Source organism: Methylophaga thalassica, assembly GCF_030159795.1.
Taxonomy (GTDB): Bacteria; Pseudomonadota; Gammaproteobacteria; order Nitrosococcales; family Methylophagaceae; genus Methylophaga; species Methylophaga thalassica.
In genome coordinates, this window is sequence record NZ_BSND01000005.1 from 782,098 (window position 1) to 799,892 (window position 17,795).

Genomic DNA, 17,795 nt, shown 5'->3' on the forward strand with positions numbered 1-17,795 from the left:
CAAGCTAGAATAAGCACTAATCACAATCCTAAAAACCTCCGTTGTTGAGAACTGGATATGTCTGAGCTGGACCACGATCACGCCCTGAATCAATCTATTAATGCTTTATCTGATGCCCTGCAAAGTGGACGTTTTGTCAGAATGCGTAGGTTATTAGCAGGACTACATCCAGCCGAAACAGCGCATCTTCTTGAATCTTTACCGCCTAACGAGCGGAAAATCTGCTGGCCATTAATTAATCCTGACTTACGTGGTGAAGTCTTGTCATATATCGGTGAGGAAGTCCGTACCGATCTGATGACAGATATGGACACCGCCGATCTGATTAATGCCACCGAAGATCTTGATGCCGATGATATCGCCGATATTCTGCAAGATCTCCCGGATCATGTCGTCCATGAAGTCTTGCGTGCGATGGATATTCAACACCGGCGTCGTGTTGAGGCTGTTTTAGCCTACGATGAAGAAAGTGCCGGTGGTTTGATGAATACAGACGTCACCACGGTACGCACAGATATCACGCTTGAGGTTGTCCTACGCTATCTGCGCATGCTGGGAGAACTGCCAGAAAATACCGATAGTTTGTATGTGGTGGATCATAATGATCATTACCTGGGCACATTGCGTTTATCACAAGTGGTGAGCCGAAACCGTTCACTTCTGGTAAGTGAAGTTATGTCGCACCAGGTCGATCCGATTCCAGCGAATATGACGGATCGGGATGTCGCCAGACGATTTGAAAAACATGATTTGATTTCCGCGCCTGTTGTCGATAAAGATAATCGCCTACTCGGTCGTATCACCATTGATGATGTCGTTGACGTTATCCGTGATGACGCAGAACATTCGATGCTGAGCATGGCAGGTTTGGGTGAAGATGAAGATACCTTTGCCACCGTCAAACGCAGTGTTCATCGCCGCTCGGTGTGGCTTGCCGTAAACTTACTGACAGCATTTCTCGCGTCATGGGTTATTGGTTTATTTGAAACTACAATACAAAAACAAGTGGCCCTTGCAGTCCTAATGCCCATTGTTGCCAGTATGGGTGGCATAGCCGGAAGCCAGACCTTAACATTGGTTATTCGCTCTATGGCTCTGGGCCAACTGAATAGTAACAATGAACGCTGGTTATTGCGCAAAGAGATGCTGGTTGGTGCGACAAATGGCTTGATATGGGCCACAGCTATCGCGATAGTCACCGTGATCTGGTTTAATAGCCTGTCTTTAGGACTACTTATTGGTACTGCCATCATTATTAATTTAGTGGCAGCAGCCCTTGCTGGCGTAACTATACCGTTGGGGTTGAAGCGAATAGGTATTGATCCAGCCTTATCAGGCAGCGTACTACTCACCACTGTCACAGATGTGGTCGGGTTTATGGCCTTTTTAGGCTTCGCCAAATTATTTATTGTTTAATCTTCACTCGAAAGCGGAACGAGATATGTCAGGTAATACCTTTGGAAAACTCTTCACTGTTACCACCTTTGGCGAGAGTCATGGCCCGGCTTTAGGTTGTATCGTTGATGGCTGCCCTCCCGGACTAGAATTAACTGAAGCAGATTTACAAAGCGATCTGGATCGTCGCCGTCCAGGTAAAACTCGTCATGAAACGCAACGCCGCGAACCCGATCAGGTCAAAATTCTGTCTGGGGTTTTTGAAGGTAAGACAACTGGCACCCCCATTGGTATGTTGATTGAAAATGTTGATCAACGCTCCAAAGATTACGGCAACATCATGCATCAGTTCAGACCTGCTCATGCTGATTACACCTATCACCAAAAATACGGTGTGCGTGATTATCGTGGCGGTGGTCGCTCTTCTGCCAGAGAGACGGCCATGCGTGTCGCCGCTGGTGGTATTGCAAAGAAATATCTTCGTCAGCGTTATGGTATTGAAATAAATGCTTATTTATCGCAACTCGGTCCTATAAAAACAGAAAAACTAGATTGGTCACACATAGAGAAAAGTGCCTTTTTCTCGCCGGATCCAGACAAAGAAACTGAACTCGAGGCCTATATGGATGCCTTACGTAAAGAAGGCAACTCGGTAGGTGCCAGAATTAATATTGTTGCTCGCCATGTACCGGTTGGACTTGGAGAGCCGATTTTTGACCGTATTGATGCGGATATCGCTCACGCTATGATGAGCATTAATGCCGTCAAAGGTGTTGAGATTGGTGCCGGCTTTGATTCGGTCACACAAAAAGGCACTGAACATCGTGATGAAATTACCGCTGACGGGTTTCTCAGTAATCATGCGGGCGGCACGCTCGGTGGTATTACCAGTGGTCAGGATTTACTTGTCAGCATCGCGCTGAAACCCACTTCCAGTCTGCGATTACCAGGCCGAAGTGTTGACACACAAGGTAATGCCATTGAAGTTGTGACGAAAGGTCGCCATGATCCGTGTGTCGGTATTCGAGCGACACCTATAGCAGAAGCTATGCTGGCATTAGTTTTAATGGATCATGTGTTGAGACATCGTGCTCAAAATATGGACGTCACTACTGATACCCCGATCATTCCTGCTCAGGCTTAACTCATTCAGGTGCCTTTATCTCAATTGCCATACTGGCGCCTGTCTGGCTTTTATTTTTTTTATTTTGCTTGTCTCGGCATATTAGTACCTTACTGGAGCCTTTACCTGAAATGGGAAGGCTTTAGCCCAAGTCAGATTGGTGAACTAACCGCCATTCTGATGGCCTCCAGAATTATCGCGCCCAATATCTGGGGTTGGTTAGCAGATTATTATAGCCGTCGCATGCGAATTGTAAGACTCGCCAGTTTTGCCACCATCATTGTCTTTGCAGCAATTTTCATTGATCAATCTTATCTCAGTGTCGCACTGGTTCTGATGTTATTTAGCTTCTTTTGGAACGCATCACTACCCCAAGTTGAAGTCACCACACTGCAACATCTCGGTGAACACAGTCATCACTACAGCAAGATTCGTTTATGGGGTTCCATCGGTTTTATTGTCATCGTCATGGTGTTGGGTAATTTACTTGAGCAGTTTGAGCCAAAGATTATTCCCATCGCATTATTAATCAGCATTACTGGTATATGGCTATTCAGTCTCAGCGTGCCTGAATCATCAAACACGTCAGAGCACAGCACCATCTCATTAAAAACCATACTGAAGCGGCCCAGTGTGATTGCTTTTTTACTGATCTGCTTATTAATGCAGGCTAGTCATGGCCCTTACTACACGTTTTATTCCATCTATCTAGAGCAGCATGATTACAGCAGTAGTGTTATAGGCCAACTTTGGGCACTGGGTGTTATGTCCGAAGTCATTATTTTTCTTGTAATGCATCGCTGGCTGCCCAAGTTTGGACTGCGTAATGTATTTATGGTCAGTCTATTATTAACATCACTTCGCTGGCTCTTGATAGCAGCCTTTCCGCAAAACCTACCTGCACTGATTATGGCTCAGTTTTTACATGCAGCCAGCTACGGCAGTTTTCATGCCTCAGCTATTGCCTGGGTTCATCGTCATTTTATTGGCAACACACAAGGCAGAGGACAAGCGCTGTATAGCAGCGCAAGTTTTGGAATTGGCGGGGTTATAGGTAGCTTATTCAGCGGCTATTTATGGGATAGTCCTGGCGCGGCCTGGACATTCATCATTGCCAGCGTACTCAGCTTTTTAGGCTTTATTGTTGCTTATAGATGGCTAAAAGAAACGGATAGCATCATGAGATAAGTAGGATTTGAGCTAATATTTATCTGGATTTGTTCTTTCTTTCATTGAAAACAATACTTATACTTACAGACTGGGAATTTAACGTAACACAGATAGCAGGTACGTCCGTTGTCTCCTGACCAGGTGAAGTATGCATTTCTCGATTAAGAAAGGGCTAGATTTGCCCATTTCGGGGAAACCCGAACAAACTATCTACGATGGCAATAAAGTCAATTCGGTAGCCATATTGGGCAATGAATATGTAGGTATGAGGCCTACGATGATGGTTGAAGAAGGCCAGAAGGTCAAACTCGGACAACCATTATTTACTGATAAGAAAAACCCTGGCGTGCAGTTCACCTCTCCAGGCGCAGGAACAGTGAAAGCCATTAACCGCGGTGCCAAGCGCGCATTACAATCCGTCGTCATTGAGTTGGAAGGTGACGATGAGATCACATTCGAGCAGTACGATTTAAACAAGCTCGACAATCTGAAAAGATCAGATATCACCAAAAATTTAATTGACTCCGGTTTATGGTTAGCATTCCGCACCCGCCCGTATAGTCGCTCTCCAGCTGTTGATGCCGTACCACATGCCATTTTTGTCACAGCCATTGATACCAATCCTCTTGCTGCTGACCCAAGCATTATCATCAACGAACACGCTGAAGATTTTAAACATGGTCTAACCATCCTCAGTCAACTGACAGAAGGCAAAGTCTATGTCTGTCAGGCCCCTGATACAGCCCTGCCGGTTAACCAGAAAAGTAATATCGAAGTTCATACTTTCTCAGGTCCACACCCTGCTGGTTTAGCTGGAACACATATTCATCTGCTTGATCCTGTCAACGCCAGTAAATCAGTATGGACGGTCGGTTATCAGGATGTAATAGCTATTGGAAAACTATTTACAACAGGTCGTCTTTGGGTTGAGCGCATTATTGCTTTTGCTGGGCCTTTAGTGAATAAACCACGATTGATACGTACACGTTTAGGCGCAAGTACCCAGGATCTTGTATTGGGTGAAGTACAAAATATTCCATCACGTATTGTTTCTGGTTCGGTTTTGCATGGCCATACAGCCAATAACTGGGCAGCCTACTTAGGCAGATTTCATAATCAAATTTCTGTGATCGCAGAAGGTATTGAACGAGAATTATTAGGTTGGATTCGTCCAGGCGGTAAAGGTAAATTTTCTTCACTCAATGTTTTCTTTTCCAGCATTTTCCGTCAAAAAGAAGTGGCCTTGACTACATCACAAAATGGTAGCCCCAGGGCAATGGTGCCTGTCGGTGTGTTTGAACGCGTTATGCCACTGGATATTTTACCAACACAGTTACTCCGTTCGTTGCTGGTCAAAGATACCGATACAGCACAAGCGCTTGGTTGTTTAGAGCTTGATGAAGAAGATTTGTCATTATGCTCCTTTGTCTGTTCAGGCAAATATGACTATGGCCCTGCACTCAGATCAAACTTGACACAAATTGAGATAGAAGGATAGTTGATGGCACGCTTAAGACGTTTTCTTGATCGTATCGAGCCACAATTTCAAAAAGGCGGCCCATACGAAAAGTATTTCGCGTTATATGAGATGGTGGATACCTTTATATATTCACCCGCTGATGTAACACGAGGTTCTCCACATGTGCGGGACGCCATCGATCTAAAACGGGTAATGAGTTATGTCGTAGTAGCGACATTCCCCGTCTTATTATTGATGCTTTGGAATACGGGTTTTCAGGCGAATAATGCGATCAGCCAAATGGGTATGACAGGCCTGGATGGTTGGCGTAACTGGATAATGAGTACGCTGGGTATCGCATATGACCCTAACAGTTTATTCGCCAATATGTTTCATGGCTTACTTTACTTTTTACCCATGTATATAACGACATTGGTCGCTGGCGGTATTTTTGAAGTCATCTTTGCCGCTGTAAGAAACCATGAGGTTAATGAAGGTTTCTTGGTCAGCTCGATGCTTTACACCCTGACCTTGCCACCATCAACACCTCTGTGGATGGTCGCACTTGGTATCATTTTCGGTGTTGTTCTGGGTAAAGAAGTCTTCGGTGGTACAGGTAAAAACTTCTTGAACCCTGCCCTGACTGGGCGTGCGTTTCTTTATTTTGCGTATCCGGCAGCAATGTCTGGAGACGCGGTGTGGACTGCAGTTGATGGCTACACTGGAGCGACGCCTCTTGCTCTGGCCGCATCAGGTGGTATCGAGGCGGTGAAAGAAGCTGGTTACAGCTGGTCACAAACCTTCTTTGGAATGATGCCAGGCTCGCTGGGTGAGACATCCACATTAGCGATAATCATCGGTGCAGCATTTCTAATTTATACCCGAGTGGCTAACTTCAGAATCATTCTGGGTGTATTCCTTGGTATGGTTGCTACCTCATTATTATTCAACCTGATTGGCAGTGATACTAATCCGATGTTCAGTGTCCCATGGTACTGGCATTTAACCATGGGCGGCCTCGCCTTCGGTATGGTCTTTATGGCAACAGATCCGGTCTCTGCAGCGATGACAAATAAAGGGCGCTGGATATATGGTGCATTGATTGGTTTTATGGCGGTGATGATTCGTGTTGTGAACCCCGCCTTCCCAGAAGGTATTATGCTAGCCATATTATTTGGCAATATTTTCGCGCCCCTGATCGACTATTTTGTTGTTCAGGCCAATATCAAACGCAGAATGAAGCGAACTTAATATCATGGCTGAAACTAATACAAAAAAAGGATTGTTAGGTGGATTACTCAACTTGCCTAATGATGATCCGAAAAAAACTCTTTTTATTGCTATTCTGTTGTGTCTGATTTGTTCAGTGATGGTTTCGACAGCGGCTGTTTATTTACGTCCCATACAGGACGACAATAAAAAAGACGATATAAAGAAGAATATTCTTGCTGTCACAGGAATGAGTAATCAAGCTGGTACTGTTGATGAAATTTTTAGTCAGTTTGAAGTTAAGCTGGTCGACTTGAGTACAGGTAATTATGCTGACAATAACATCGACCCTGTCAGTTATGACCAGCGTGCGGCATCAGCTGATCCACAAATGAGTATCAATATAGACGACAAAGATGATATTGCCAGCATCGGTCGACGTGCCAACTATGCACCTGTGTATATATTGAAAGAAGGCGATGCGATTAAACAAGTCGTACTGCCCGTTCATGGCTATGGTCTATGGTCCACGTTATATGGATTTTTAGCATTGGAAGGTGACTTCAATACGGTTCGTGGTTTACGTTTTTACGAACAGGCGGAAACACCGGGACTTGGTGGTGAAGTTGATAACCCTAAATGGCGTGCTCAGTGGGCTGGCAAGAAAATTTTTGATGCTGATGGTAATGTCGAAATTCGTGTGATTCGTGGTCATGTTGAGCCAAATACGGCTAACGCCGAATACAAGGTAGATGGCTTATCAGGAGCGACCTTAACTAGTAATGGTGTCACCAACCTTCTACAGTTCTGGTTAGGCGATCAGGGGTTTGGGCCTTACCTGAAAAAAATGCATTCTGAATTGGGGAAATAACTTATGGCAAGCCAAGCAAAAAATAATGTTATCGATCCTCTCATTGATAACAATCCAATTACACTACAAGTTCTTGGTATTTGTTCTGCATTAGCAGTCACTACCAATATGATGTCCGCACTTATCATGTCATTGGCTTTGACCACGGTTACAGCCTTCTCGAGTGCCTGTATCAGTGCTATCCGTAAACATATTCCGAGTAGTATTCGGATTATTGTGCAAATGACGATCATTGCTTCGCTGGTCATTATTGTTGACCAGATTCTCAAAGCCTATGCATTTGAGGCCAGCAAACAATTGTCGGTGTTCGTCGGCTTGATTATCACCAACTGTATCGTGTTAGGCCGTGCTGAAGCTTACGCAATGAAAAACCCGCCCATGCTGAGTTTCCTGGATGGGATTGGTAATGGCTTAGGTTATAGTCTCATTCTTATGTTGGTTGCTTTCTGTCGTGAACTCTTAGGTGCGGGAAAATTATTTGGCTACCAAGTGATTCCTGTCGCCAATGATGGTGGATGGTATATACCAAACGGATTAATGCTCTTACCACCAAGTGCCTTCTTTGTCATTGGTCTGCTCATATGGGCTGTGCGTAGCTGGAAAAAAGAACAAGTCGAAGCGCCAGACTATCAAATTCACCAAGTTCATCGTACGGAGGTATTGTAGATGGAACATTATCTAAGCCTGTTCGTACGCTCAATTTTTATTGAGAACCTGGCTTTATCATTCTTTTTAGGCATGTGTACCTTCCTTGCTGTGTCGAAAAAAATTGAAACAGCCCTTGGTCTTGGTATTGCCGTCATCATGGTTCAAGCCATTACAGTCCCAGCAAATAACTTAATCTACCAATACCTACTTAAAGATGGTGCACTTGCCTGGGCAGGTTTACCTGATGTTGATTTAAGCTTTCTTGGTCTTATCAGCTACATTGGTGTTATTGCTGCGATGGTACAGATTCTTGAAATGGCCATGGATAAATATGCTCCAGCCTTGTACAACGCATTGGGTATATTCCTGCCATTAATCACGGTGAACTGTGCCATTCTGGGCGGAACCTTGTTCATGGTTGAACGTGACTACAATCTATCTGAAAGTGCTGTTTATGGTGTTGGTAGTGGTCTTGGCTGGGCAATGGCGATTACCGCTATCGCTGGCATACGTGAAAAACTCAAATATTCAGATGTACCTGATGGGCTGCAAGGATTAGGGATTACCTTTATCACTGCAGGTCTCATGGCACTTGGTTTTATGGCATTTTCTGGGATTCAATTGTGATGGAAATCGTACTCGGCATCGTACTATTTACCCTTATCATCATGGCCTTGGTATTTTTAATACTTGGGGCACGTTCAAGATTAGTCTCAACTGGTGATATTGAAATTGTCATCAATGAGGAAAAAACCATCAAAACTAAAGCTGGCAGTAAACTGTTAGGTGCTCTTGCTGATGCAGATCTATTTGTGTCATCAGCTTGCGGCGGCGGCGGTACTTGTGGGCAGTGTAAAGTTAAAATCTTTGAGGGTGGTGGCTCAATCCTGCCCACAGAAGAATCTCATATCACCAAGCGTGAAGCAGCAGAAGGTGACCGGTTATCCTGTCAGGTTGCCGTTAAACAGAACATGAAAATTGAAGTCCCCGAAGAAGTTTTCGGTGTCAAAAAATGGGATTGTACTGTTCGCTCTAACCACAATGTTGCTACGTTTATTAAAGAATTAGTACTGGAATTACCTGTTGGTGAAAATGTAAATTTCCGTGCCGGTGGTTTTATTCAGATTGAGTGCCCACCTCATACGGTTGAATACAAAAGTTTTGATGTAGAAGATGAATACAGAAGCGACTGGGACCGCTTTGATATGTGGCGTTATAAATCCGTAGTAAAAGAGGATGTTATCCGCGCATATTCTATGGCGAACTATCCTGAAGAAGAAGGCATTATTATGCTGAATGTGCGGATCGCTTCCCCGCCACCAGACAACGATGATATTCCACCAGGTCAAATGTCATCATATATATTCAACTTAAAACCAGGTGATAAAGTCACTATCTCAGGACCTTTTGGTGAATTCTTTGCCAAAGATACTGATAAAGAAATGGTCTTTATCGGTGGTGGTGCAGGTATGGCACCGATGCGTTCACATATTTTCGATCAGCTTCGTAGAATTAAAACCGACCGTAAGATCAGTTTCTGGTATGGCGCCCGTAGCTTGCGTGAAATGTTCTACACTGAAGATTTTGATGAGCTGGCTGCCGAAAATGAGAACTTTACTTGGAATGTGGCTCTATCGGATCCATTGCCAGAAGATAACTGGCAGGGTTACACTGGCTTCATTCATAATGTACTGTATGAAAACTATCTTAAAGATCATCCCGCTCCAGAAGACTGTGAATTCTATATGTGTGGACCACCAATGATGAACGCTGCAGTAATCAGGATGCTAGAAGATCTTGGAGTAGAGAGAGAAAACATATTCCTGGATGACTTTGGGGGTTAGATGACAACTTTTATCGCCGCATTTGTTCTGTTACTTGTCGTGGTTGCTACAATGGCAATCGGCGTGTTGTTTGGTCGCTCAGCCATTAAAGGTAGTTGTGGTGGTCTCAATCAAGTTGGCTTAAGTGGAAGTTGTGGTGGAGCTTGCTCAGCCCAGGAAAGGGATGAATGTGCAAAACGGAAAGCCCAACAACAATAACGCATATTGAGGAGAGCTAAATATGTTAGCGCCGTTAAAAGTCAAAGATCATATGAATGGTACTAAAATTACCTTCACACCGGATATGGATATTCTGCGGGCGATCAATCAATTGGTAGAGTTCAAGTTATCTGGTGCTCCTGTCATCGATCATCATGGCAACCTGATTGGCTTTTTATCTGAAAAAGATTGTATGAAAGTAGCTTTAAATGCAGCTTATCAAGGGGAAGCTGCAGGACAAGTTGGCGAGTTTATGAACACAACATGTGCAACAGTTGATGTTGATGACTCTATTATCGATGTTGCTCAGACATTTCTCAGTACTGCATATAAGTGTTTACCTGTCATCAAAGATAATCGTTTAGTTGGTTCAATAACACGTCAGAATATTCTACGTGCATTGCAAACCTCCTCAAATATCGAGAGCAGCAAGAAACCTGCAAAGCAATCAACTAAACAACAGATTCACGTTACGACAAAATAAACACGACGCAGCGAATTTTGCTAGCTAAAGCCTCAACAGCATTGGAGAAACATATGCAATTGATGTTTCGTGCTAATAATATTTTAGAAGCTCATATTGTAGCTGGCTTGTTGAAAAGCCATGACATTGACTGTCACGTTGGTGGCCACTATTTACAAGGCGCTGTCGGCGATCTTCCAGCCACTGATTTCGCTCATGTGTTCGTTGAGCAAAGTAAAGTGAATCTTGCACAGTCAATTATTAACGATTACGAAAATAACATTCTCTAGCTTACGACACGCCTCTGATTGATAGATTTCATGTAAGCTTTTTGATCAGCATAAAGAAGCGAAAACACATTATGATTTACAACAGCATTCTCGATACCATCGGCAATACACCAGTAGTCAAACTCAACAACATAGCTCCAGCCCACGTTGATATGTATGTGAAAGTTGAGTCGTTTAACCCGATGGGTTCCGTCAAAGATCGCTTGGCATATGCTGTTATTAATGATGCAGAAAAACGTGGGGTTCTGAAACCGGGTCAAACAGTCGTTGAAGCCACTTCAGGCAATACCGGTATTGCTCTCGCGATGGTGTGTGCGGCGAAAGGCTATCCCTTTGTTGCGACCATGGTTGAAACCTTCTCCGTGGAACGTCGTAAGATTATGCGGGCCCTTGGAGCTAAGGTCATTTTGACCCCAGCAGCTGAAAGTGGCAAAGGCATGGTCAAAAAAGCAGAAGAACTTGCTGAAAAGTATGGTTGGTTTCTAGCCAGACAATTTGAGAACCCAGCGAACCCGGCCTATCACCGAAATACTACAGGACCAGAAATTCTGTCTGATTTTGCAGGTAAACCTCTTGACTACTGGGTATCGGGTTGGGGAACCGGCGGTACCTTAACAGGTGCAGGTGAAATCATTAAAGCTGCACGCCCAGAAACAAAAATTATCGCAACTGAACCTGCCGCTGCTTCCATGCTGGCAGGTAATGCATGGGCGCCACATAAAATCCAAGGTTGGACACCAGATTTTATTCCTGATGTATTAAATCGTGACATCTATGATGAACTCTATCCTGTGACAGATGAAGAAGCTAAAAATTGGGCACAACGCCTTGCTCGAGAAGAAGGTATTTTCGTTGGCTTATCATGCGGTGGCACCCTAGCGGCGGCCATGAAGGTAGCTGAAAAAGCTACGCCTGGAAGTACTATTTTGGCCATGTTACCTGATACGGGAGAACGTTATCTTTCCACATACCTTTTTGAGGGGATGAACGAAGGCTCAGATGATGAGTGGCTGGCTAGCTTGGGTTAAGCTAGCCAAAACATCTGCGTCAATCCAAGACATCTGCAAGTGCCATTGACCAGCAACAAAGATGGTCAGCACCAGAAATAATATAGCTCTTCACATTATCCAGTTTTTGCATGTGAGCTAAATAAGAGCTTAGTACAGAGCCAGGCACCACATTGTCACGCTCACCAATGAGGTGAATTTGTTTCACACCCTCAAGAGAGCCGCTGAAATCTACCGGGTTTAATGAGCCGATTAAAGGGTCAATCTCATTAAACTCAGTCCAGCGCTTGTGATCAAGATTGCCAGCGACGGTAACAAGCAAGTCGATATCATCACGTTGTGCAGCAATAATCGTTGCAATAGCTCCGCCTCCTGAAAATCCGATAAGCCGTACTCGACTTGCTTGATAGCGAATTTTCATTGCTGTAATGGCTCTACTGATAGAGTCAATCACAGCCAGTGAATAGCGGTGTGATGTCAATAAAGCTTTGTCACAATTGGTGAATTGTTGACGCGAAAAATACTGGCAAGGTCTGGCGATATAAACGCTATTACCACCAATGAATTCAGCTAATTCTAATGCTGTACCAGGCGCGCCATCACCTTCGAGAAAGATATTGAGTGTGTCCGCAGCTCTGAGTTCCGGTGGGGCTAAGCCCAATAGTGTATATGCACCGCCAGATAAAATAATACGGTTCCATGATGCCGAGGTATCACTAACCGCCATTTTAGAGCTGAGTAGAAGCAAAACTATCATTAACAGTTTCATAGAGGCCTCCCTATGACAGATGTCGGATAATGTCTTGCATAACAGATGCCAGCTTATAAGTCAGTGACCGAAAGCCTGATATAGACTATAGTCGAGAGATGTAAGCCGTTAAATCAATTGGTTACAATTTATCTTATGCGCTACATTTTAGTGCATAGACCTTAACCACTCTCATTTATAGGGCGTAATATTACCATTTTCATATCGAGATTATCGGCAACTCGTAAAGTAAATTGTTCATAGAAACACTCATTACCATCTTGGAAAAAACCTCTTTTTCCACCCTCTCTAGGTAATACATGCTGCTTGCTCCAGGCTGTTTTAAAGTCTTCAGATAATGCAGTGAGTTCATCTACCAATGCCAAATGCACCTTATCGTAATGCCAGTCAACACTATCTGCCCGGTACTCAGCCACTAAGCGCTCTGCACGTTGTTGCCAATCACTAATTAGTGTTTTAGCTACAGGGTCCAAAAATAAAAATCGTAGTAAATTTTTATTTTTGTCGGTATTGAGCCATCCACCAAACAATTTTTTGCATTCATCATTCCAAGCGACCAGATCCCAGTGACGATCCATGACATATGTTGGTGCTGATACTGTTTCAGTTAACGTTAACAAATGCTGCTCTAGTTGTGGCGATAGCTGTGTTATTTCATCTTTATCTAATTGATTGGCTAATTTAAATAAATAATGCCGTTCTGCGTGAGATAGTTTTAATGTTTGTGCCAATCGTGCTAATAACTGGGCTGACACAGAAGTTGTCCTACCCTGCTCTAACCAGGTGTACCAAGTCGTGCTTATATCGCTTAATTGTGCAACTTCTTCTCTTCTAAGTCCTGGCGTTCGTCTTCGTCCTTTCTTTATACCGAATTGCTCAGGTGATGTTCTTTCTCTTGCCGATTTCAAAAATGCACCCAAACTATTATCGCGATTATTGCTCATCGCTCCACCCGTTAATTTAAATCATTAGCTATCAGTTCTTATAATAGGATAAATACCTATCTAGTAACACTATAATGAGACGTATATGCTTTGCTTTCTACAAAATGGAGACAGAAAATGACTACACATTACCAAAGCGTAGGAAAGCAATTCGATCCTCAAGCGAATGAATATTTAACAAGCCCAGTGCATAGTCAAGGACCTGATTTATCTTTTGCAAAATTACTTATCGAACATCATCGCACAGACATAAAATCAGCCGTTGATATTGGCTGTGGTGCAGGCCATCTTAGTTACATGCTTGCGCCATTAGTAGATAATGTCACTGCAACAGACTCATCATCTGCAATGCTAAAAATCGTCAAGGAACAGGCTCACTCAAAACAATTTATTAATCTTGAAGCAAAACAATGTCGAGCCGAAGAACTAGCTCACCATTTCTCTGATATTGATCTGGTGTGTAGCCGTTACAGTGCCCATCACTGGTCAGATTTTAATTCTGCGATTGAGCACATAGGAAATATAGTCAGAAAAGGTGGCTATTTGCTTATTATCGATATTGAGGGCGACATAAATAAAATTGTCGACACGCACTTACAAACTATCGAGTATCTACGTGATCCATCACATGTACGAAACCGCGATCATACTGAATGGCGGGAAGTAATTGAAAATGCCGGCTTCACCATTGAAAAATATAAAAGCTGGTCAACCAGGCTACAATTTGACTCATGGGTAAGCAGAATGAACACACCAGCAGATAAAGTGGGCATACTCAAGCAATTACAGTTAGATGCTAACCAGGAAGTAAAGCGAGCATTATCGATAGAGAAAGATGCTAGCTTTACCTTACAAACTGGACTTTACTGGGCAAAAAACAATAAACCATCAACTAACGGTTATAAGTAAGATGATCAATAAACCAATAATCCAGCACTATGATCCTGATAAAGAGTATTTCTTTATTGAGGGATGTTATATAAATGAGTTATCTAATCATGCATCAGATCCGGATGTGTCAATTGCTCGAGCCAGAGTCAGGCCTGGAGTCACAACACAATGGCATCATTTAAACCAAACAACTGAGCGTTATGTAATTCTCGCAGGTCAGGGTATCGTTGAAATAGGCGAAGAGCTATCACAAGTTGTATCAACTGGTGATGTAGTTATTATTCCCCCTTTAACACGGCAGCGTATCAGTAATAACGGTGAAAACGATCTGATATTTTTAGCTATCTGCTCACCACGGTTTACTGAATCAAACTATACTGAGCTGAGCTAGGAAGAGATTATCCATTTTTTCGTCGAGAATATGCCAACACATCTCTAATGAATCGTTTATCACTTTTTGTAAGACGTTTACTCTGACGATAATAGAGCAAAAAACTTAAACGCTGTGTTCTGGATAAGTAAAGCGATGCATGTTTATCCAAACTAGCAATATCCTTAACTTTACGTTTTGAAAGAAAAGTGCCGAACCAAAAACAACCAGATGGGCAATCAATAAGAAACAGCTTTGGCTGGTCACTATTCTGCTGTATTAGCAAATTTCGTAAGAATAAATCGTTATGACAAAACCGATGCTCATGGAGAATACGTGCCATCTCAGCAACCTGCTTTATCACTTGACTCAGCCAAGCCTTATTTTTAAATAACTCAGGTGAATTACGGGAAATATCTTCAAGATTAGAACTGTTGTTCACAGCTAAAGTAACTAATGCACCCTTCAGCGTACGTGAAAAGCGATAGCGCTCACCATAGGCAATCACAGCTGCAGCATTGAGTCCCCATCTTAAGAAACGCTTTTGATTACGAATTTCCATCCGCAAACGTGAATAGCCTAAGTGACTTCTAAGACCCTTGGTTCTAAAATAGCGTTTAATATAAAAGCCTGTACCCTCTATATTAAATCGCATTACTTCACTTTGTGTTCCCTTAGAAATGATTGTCGCTTGATAGTCGAATATACTTTCTAATGTTGGGAAATAATCTAAGAACTTTGTCGCGATTTCAGTATTACTCGCAGACCAGACTTCTTTAATCAATGCTCGCCAATCCTCTAATCTTTAAATCAACACGTTATTCTGCTGATTTATAGTGGTTATAGGTAAAGGCATTAATGAGCTTTACGTACAGACAGAATTTGTTGTTATTTTACATCAGATAGAGACCTTTTTTTATTTATTTGTGATAAATACAACAGATTACGATGATTTAAAGTGATTTTCCTTATTTAATGGCTGACAAAGCGCTGACAATCCTTTGTAACATCATCTATCAAAGGCTGGATTTGCTTAATTACCTCCTGCTTTTCATCGGCATTGACACTTTGGTCATCACGAGTGAAGACGGTATAGTGAAAATAATCTGTTGAGGTAAAAGGAAAGGTAATTTTGTGGCTGTTATCTATAACAGAAAGATAATTATAGTTACCAACAACTAGATACGGCAGTATGGAGTTTAAATCGCCTGCAAGCGCATATTTATCAGCATTTGTTGTCGCACCCAGTTTCTCCATCAACGTGGCAGGAATCTGGATATGAGAGGTTGTATGTCGTATATGTTCTGGCTTGGTACCTGGAATAGATAATATAAGTGGGACATGGATTTGTTGCTCAGGAAACATTTCATTATGCCCATGGCCCCAATGTCCATTTTCCATGAATTCTTCACCATGATCGCCAGTGAATAAAATAATCGTATTATCTAATAGCTTGTTTTCTTCTAAATAATTCAGCAAACGCCCTACTTCAGCATCGATGGTGTGTGCAGCATTGATATACCGATTATGGATTTGCTCAATATTATCCCTGAGATTGAGATCAGCATAGTTCATATCTTTAAGATAATCTTTCCTGATAGCCATTGATTCAGGAAATGCATAAGGGGCATGTGTGGACTCAAAAAACATAAAGCTATAAAAAGGCTTATTTTTCACACGTGTATCGATATTACTGATGACATGACTGATATTCTGATGATCGCGTGCCCATGGTTCCCCATCTTTTAATTCTTCCATCACAGATTCAGGCATATTATGAAAAACCGTATCGCGTAATTCTGGGTAATCAAAACTCTGGCTTGTGTGCAAATCAAACTGATAACCTTTATCACGCAAAACATTCAGCAGCACAGGCGAAATCTTCTGTTGCTGAAAACCATACCAGTATGGTGCATCAATGCCATAAAACATCGATAGCAATCCCATCCTTGTCCGATTACCACCGCTGTAATGATTATCGAATGTGAGTGATTTTTGAGACAATTTCCATAAATTAGGTGTTATTTCCGGATCAAGTAAATCCCAACGAAATGACTCTGCAACAAGCATAATGATGTTCGGATATGTTGCTAACTGTTCTGTTGCAATCGTCTCCAATGGATAATGTATCTTTCCATGAGCTAGTCTCAGCTTTTTAAGCCCACCTTGTTCAATACCCATGTTTTTGAAAAAGCTATGGGCACTCGATTTGAGATGGAAGGGAATAACACTAGAGACTTGGATAAAGTCGTCTTTGCCCGTATAAATACTGTAGGCGTAAACACTTTCTTCTAATGGGGCCAGCAGTAATAAGATCGCTAAAGCGCTTATGTAAACACGTCGTGAAACTGTAAAATGGGTTCGATATCCCAATTTACCAGATAGCCACATCAATAAATACGTAAATACAATAATAGCGATAACTTCAATAGCTATAGTCACCTTGGTCGAGATCGTGGCGCCTAGGGCATCAATACCACCAGGGGTTATTATCAGATTCCACACAAATCCGTTAAAGTGATATTCATAAAGCGTATAGATTTCATAGTCTGCGTATAATGCTAGAAATATTACTGATGTCAGTATCCAAGCAACCTGCCTACTCACCAGCAACCACTTTTTCTCATAACGGTTGTTAAAAAATGCCAGGAGATCAATCAGTTTTGTGATCACTAATGCTGGCAATAAATACAAGAAGGCATAGATTGCAGATGAGAAAAATAGATAGCTATTTAACCAGTTGCTATCAGTTTTTGCGTATGGCCAAAATAAGCAGGTGATAGAAAATAAAATCAGATAACTTACAACAAAAAATAATCTAAGTTGATGGGCATGATTCAGCATAGTAACAGTCCATAAATGATGGTCGTTACGATAATCGACTTTGCTTAACAAGATATTAAGTAGTTTAGATGAGCTGAACAAAGCACCTTTTCAGTTATCATCGTCTAAGTACAGATTATCTGAAAGGCGCAATATTGCAGCAGTCTCCGATCAGCTTGGCAGAGTACGAGGCAATAAGAATGACCAGCCACATACAGGATGAGCTTTTCTATTATCCAAAAGCCTGTCGGTGATCTACTTTATTGCTTATATCCCTGTAAGCGCCCCTTCAGTTTCACTTCACTCATTCAAAATGCTTAT

General features: G+C 42.4%; 19 protein-coding genes. 15 read left to right on the forward strand and 4 right to left on the reverse strand.

Going from position 1 to position 17,795, the window contains the following annotated elements; genetic code table 11:
* The first annotated feature begins 57 nt into the window (after nt 1-57).
* The 13 genes from mgtE (at nt 58) to cysK (ending at nt 11,698) form a co-directional block, all read left to right on the forward strand.
* A complete protein-coding gene (mgtE, locus tag QQL60_RS10930) occupies nt 58-1,416 on the forward strand; it encodes a magnesium transporter (RefSeq protein WP_284723309.1) in 1,359 nt (452 codons plus the stop codon).
* 25 nt (nt 1,417-1,441) lie between these two features.
* Entirely contained in the window at nt 1,442-2,539 is a 1,098-nt protein-coding gene (gene aroC, locus QQL60_RS10935; protein WP_007147050.1) for a chorismate synthase, read from the forward strand.
* A 9-nt stretch (nt 2,540-2,548) separates the two neighbouring features.
* Nucleotides 2,549-3,706 carry an MFS transporter gene (locus QQL60_RS10940; RefSeq protein WP_284723310.1) on the forward strand — a complete coding sequence of 386 codons (1,158 nt, stop codon included), beginning with the start codon at nt 2,549-2,551 and terminating at the stop codon, nt 3,704-3,706.
* Nucleotides 3,707-3,836: 130 nt separating this feature from the next.
* Nucleotides 3,837-5,186, forward strand: a complete 1,350-nt coding sequence (locus QQL60_RS10945; RefSeq protein ID WP_284723311.1) for a Na(+)-translocating NADH-quinone reductase subunit A — start codon at nt 3,837-3,839, stop codon at nt 5,184-5,186.
* A gap of 3 nt (nt 5,187-5,189) precedes the next feature.
* Nucleotides 5,190-6,398, forward strand: coding sequence for an NADH:ubiquinone reductase (Na(+)-transporting) subunit B (locus QQL60_RS10950; protein WP_284723312.1), 1,209 nt, complete (start codon nt 5,190-5,192; stop codon nt 6,396-6,398).
* 4 nt (nt 6,399-6,402) lie between these two features.
* Nucleotides 6,403-7,227, forward strand: a complete 825-nt coding sequence (locus tag QQL60_RS10955; protein ID WP_007147054.1) for a Na(+)-translocating NADH-quinone reductase subunit C — start codon at nt 6,403-6,405, stop codon at nt 7,225-7,227.
* A 3-nt stretch (nt 7,228-7,230) separates the two neighbouring features.
* Nucleotides 7,231-7,893, forward strand: coding sequence for an NADH:ubiquinone reductase (Na(+)-transporting) subunit D (locus tag QQL60_RS10960; protein ID WP_007147055.1), 663 nt, complete (start codon nt 7,231-7,233; stop codon nt 7,891-7,893).
* A complete protein-coding gene (gene nqrE, locus QQL60_RS10965; protein ID WP_007147056.1) occupies nt 7,894-8,502 on the forward strand; it encodes an NADH:ubiquinone reductase (Na(+)-transporting) subunit E in 609 nt (202 codons plus the stop codon).
* A complete protein-coding gene (gene nqrF, locus QQL60_RS10970) occupies nt 8,502-9,719 on the forward strand; it encodes an NADH:ubiquinone reductase (Na(+)-transporting) subunit F (RefSeq protein WP_007147057.1) in 1,218 nt (405 codons plus the stop codon). Before nqrE ends, nqrF begins: the two co-directional genes overlap by 1 nt.
* The gene (gene nqrM / locus QQL60_RS10975) at nt 9,720-9,917 is read left to right on the forward strand and encodes a (Na+)-NQR maturation NqrM (protein WP_284723313.1); all 198 of its coding nucleotides are present in this window, start codon (nt 9,720-9,722) and stop codon (nt 9,915-9,917) included. It begins immediately after the preceding gene.
* Between the two features lie 22 nt (nt 9,918-9,939).
* Nucleotides 9,940-10,401, forward strand: a complete 462-nt coding sequence (locus tag QQL60_RS10980) for a CBS domain-containing protein (protein WP_007147059.1) — start codon at nt 9,940-9,942, stop codon at nt 10,399-10,401.
* Nucleotides 10,402-10,454: 53 nt separating this feature from the next.
* Nucleotides 10,455-10,670 (forward strand): putative signal transducing protein, encoded by a 216-nt coding sequence (locus QQL60_RS10985; RefSeq protein ID WP_007147060.1) that lies wholly within the window; start codon nt 10,455-10,457, stop codon nt 10,668-10,670.
* A 71-nt stretch (nt 10,671-10,741) separates the two neighbouring features.
* On the forward strand, nt 10,742-11,698 hold the full coding sequence (cysK, locus tag QQL60_RS10990; protein WP_007147061.1) for a cysteine synthase A: 957 nt from the start codon (nt 10,742-10,744) through the stop codon (nt 11,696-11,698).
* Nucleotides 11,699-11,717: 19 nt separating this feature from the next.
* Here the strand turns inward: cysK and QQL60_RS10995 are convergent, their stop codons facing one another.
* Both QQL60_RS10995 and QQL60_RS11000 read right to left on the reverse strand, forming a co-directional pair.
* Nucleotides 11,718-12,446: an alpha/beta fold hydrolase gene (locus QQL60_RS10995; protein ID WP_284723314.1), complete on the reverse strand. Its 729-nt coding sequence runs from the start codon at nt 12,444-12,446 to the stop codon at nt 11,718-11,720.
* A 161-nt stretch (nt 12,447-12,607) separates the two neighbouring features.
* Nucleotides 12,608-13,390 (reverse strand): helix-turn-helix transcriptional regulator, encoded by a 783-nt coding sequence (locus QQL60_RS11000; protein WP_284723315.1) that lies wholly within the window; start codon nt 13,388-13,390, stop codon nt 12,608-12,610.
* A gap of 117 nt (nt 13,391-13,507) precedes the next feature.
* On the opposite strand from QQL60_RS11000, the gene QQL60_RS11005 reads away from it, so the two are divergent.
* Both QQL60_RS11005 and QQL60_RS11010 read left to right on the forward strand, forming a co-directional pair.
* Nucleotides 13,508-14,299 carry a class I SAM-dependent methyltransferase gene (locus QQL60_RS11005; RefSeq protein WP_284723316.1) on the forward strand — a complete coding sequence of 264 codons (792 nt, stop codon included), beginning with the start codon at nt 13,508-13,510 and terminating at the stop codon, nt 14,297-14,299.
* 1 nt (nt 14,300) lies between these two features.
* Nucleotides 14,301-14,672, forward strand: coding sequence for a cupin domain-containing protein (locus tag QQL60_RS11010; RefSeq protein ID WP_284723317.1), 372 nt, complete (start codon nt 14,301-14,303; stop codon nt 14,670-14,672).
* A 7-nt stretch (nt 14,673-14,679) separates the two neighbouring features.
* Here the strand turns inward: QQL60_RS11010 and QQL60_RS11015 are convergent, their stop codons facing one another.
* Nucleotides 14,680-15,435, reverse strand: a complete 756-nt coding sequence (locus QQL60_RS11015) for a lipopolysaccharide kinase InaA family protein (RefSeq protein ID WP_284723318.1) — start codon at nt 15,433-15,435, stop codon at nt 14,680-14,682.
* 188 nt (nt 15,436-15,623) lie between these two features.
* Complete coding sequence (locus QQL60_RS11020; RefSeq protein WP_284723319.1) at nt 15,624-17,495, reverse strand: sulfatase-like hydrolase/transferase; 1,872 nt, start codon at nt 17,493-17,495, stop codon at nt 15,624-15,626.
* Nucleotides 17,496-17,795: the final 300 nt, after the last annotated feature.